General features: G+C 30.6%; 2 protein-coding genes. Both read left to right on the top strand.

The genetic code is table 11. The features are described from left to right. Positions 1 to 662: 662 nt before the first annotated feature. Entirely contained in the window at positions 663 to 1,484 is an 822-nt protein-coding gene (locus tag F6K22_RS38980) for a PD-(D/E)XK nuclease family protein (protein ID WP_293110313.1), read from the top strand. A 243-nt stretch (positions 1,485 to 1,727) separates the two neighbouring features. Further along, positions 1,728 to 2,327 (top strand): response regulator (locus F6K22_RS38975; RefSeq protein WP_375340235.1); only part of this gene is annotated, 600 nt, incomplete at its 3' end.

Raw genomic sequence — 2,327 nt, 5'->3', positions numbered from 1 at the left:
GGCAGAGGTATTATTCAGGGTGTGGGTAGTTCTTTTCAAGATGCTAAATTTGGTAGAAATAATAATATGGGAGAAGCAAGAAAAAGTCAGCAAGAAAGTAGAAGGCAGAAAGGCAGTATTTAGGATTATAAGGTCAATGGATAATTAATAATGGATAATGGATAATGGATAATTAATAATTACTTTTGGTTAAAATCAAGAGTATTGGATAACAAAAAATCTTATTTCTTTTTTTGTTGAAAAGGATAAACTTTAAACTCATATTCCGCACTTAAATTTATAATATTAAAATTATAACGCTACGCATTAAGGCTCTTGACATTTCTAAATCCTGAAACCCTTTAACAGTTTACTATTCCCTATTCCCTATTCCCTATTCCCTATTCCCGATTCAAGTAGCGCTATAGCATGAAAAGCTGTGGTCTCCTAAGTATTTATACTCTATAAATATCTCTATTTAACTTTCTCCTAAGTCAAATTCTCAGGAAAATATTAAGAGCATAAATACTTACTTAATTGTTGATTACTATGACTTTCTTCTGAATTCTGACTCCTGAATTCTGACTCCTCGTTTCGCAATACATTTTGTCGCGCGGAATGTAGTTTTAAACCAAAAGGAATCAATTATTAATTATTAATTTCCCTACTCCCTATTCCCTAAAATGACAAAATATAGACTCTCTCAACAACACCTAAATTTACTGACAACTTGTCCGCGCAAATTCCAACATCTCTACCTAGATAATCTGAGTGTACCGACAACATCAGCAGAACAAGAAAGACTAAATTGGGGTACTCAGTTTCACTTATTAATGCAACAAAGAGAACTAGGATTACCAATAGAATCCTTGATGTTAGAAAATCAAGAAATGCAGCATTGTTTTGATAATTTTTCCCAAGCTGCACCAGAAATATTAAACTCTGAAAATCAAGATAATTTAATTTTACGTCAAGCTGAACATAGTCGCAGCATTAATTTTAATCGCTATATTCTGACAGTTATTTATGATTTATTAATTGCTGAAAATAAACAAGCACAAATTTTTGACTGGAAAACCTATAGTCATCCTCAAAACAAAAAAAAATTAGCTCAAAATTGGCAAACACGCTTATATCTTTATACCCTAGTTGAAACTAGCAACTATTTGCCAGAAGCAGTTTCAATAACCTATTGGTTTATACAACCAAAAAGTCAAAGCTTACCCTACAAACTAAAATTTTCTTATAATCAACAAGCACACAAAAAAACTGAACAGGATTTACAGGAGATATTAGATAATTTAACTTACTGGTTAAAACATTACCAAGAAGATAGGGCAGAATTTCCCCAAGCGCAGAGTCTTGATAGTTGTCATACTTGTCAATTTGCTACTCGCTGTCAACGGTTTTCAGAAGTTTATCAGAAAGAACCATATATTGAGTCTATAGATATTTCTGCTGATTTAATATTCAGTCTAGATAGTATTCCAGAAATATCGATTTAGCTAACAGCTTATTTAATTAAAAATATAAGTAGTAAAAAAATCTATGCTTATCTTCTCAGTGACTTAATTCTAACTTCAATCTATATAGTACAGAAAGCATACTTTATTCTTAAAAAGAATAATTAAAAAATCCTCAATCTTATTCTATACCTCACTTGCCATTTCAAAATGAATGAAATTCTATTTTCTTTGGCTTTTGACTTTTAATTTTTGACTTTTGTTTGAAGCCAAGGAAAGAATTCCATGACGAATTATGCCAAAATTAGAAATAGCATATATTCATTCTCATTAATTACAAGTAACTTAGAAATTGAAAGCAATTGGCTTATTAATCAGAATATCATGTCATCAAAAATACTTGTTGTAGATGATGAGCCAGATTTTGAATCACTTATCATCCGTAACTTTAGAAAAAAAATCAAAACAAAAGAACTAGATTTTATTTTTGCCAGAGACGGTGTAGAAGCACTAGAAATATTGTCAGAGGAACCCAATATAGACATCATATTAACTGACATTAATATGCCCTTAATGGATGGTTTAACTTTACTAGATAATCTTCAACTTCACTATCCTGAAATCAAGGCAGTAATTATTTCCGCTTATGATGATATGGAAAAAATTAGGTCTGCGATGAATAGAGGTGCTTTTGATTTTTTGACTAAACCTATAGATTTTATAGATTTAGATATTACGATTAAAAAAACATTAGCTAATGTTCAACAACTAAAAGAAAATAAGCGTTTAAAGCAAGAAACAAATGAGGCAGAAGCAGCAAATAAAGCCAAAAGTGTATTTCTAGCAAATATGAGTCATGAATTACGAACACCATTAAACGCTATA

The sequence above is a fragment of the Okeania sp. SIO2F4 genome, from assembly GCF_010672385.1.
Taxonomy (GTDB): domain Bacteria; phylum Cyanobacteriota; class Cyanobacteriia; order Cyanobacteriales; family Microcoleaceae; genus Trichodesmium.
This window is presented reverse-complemented; position numbering and strand designations above follow the sequence as displayed.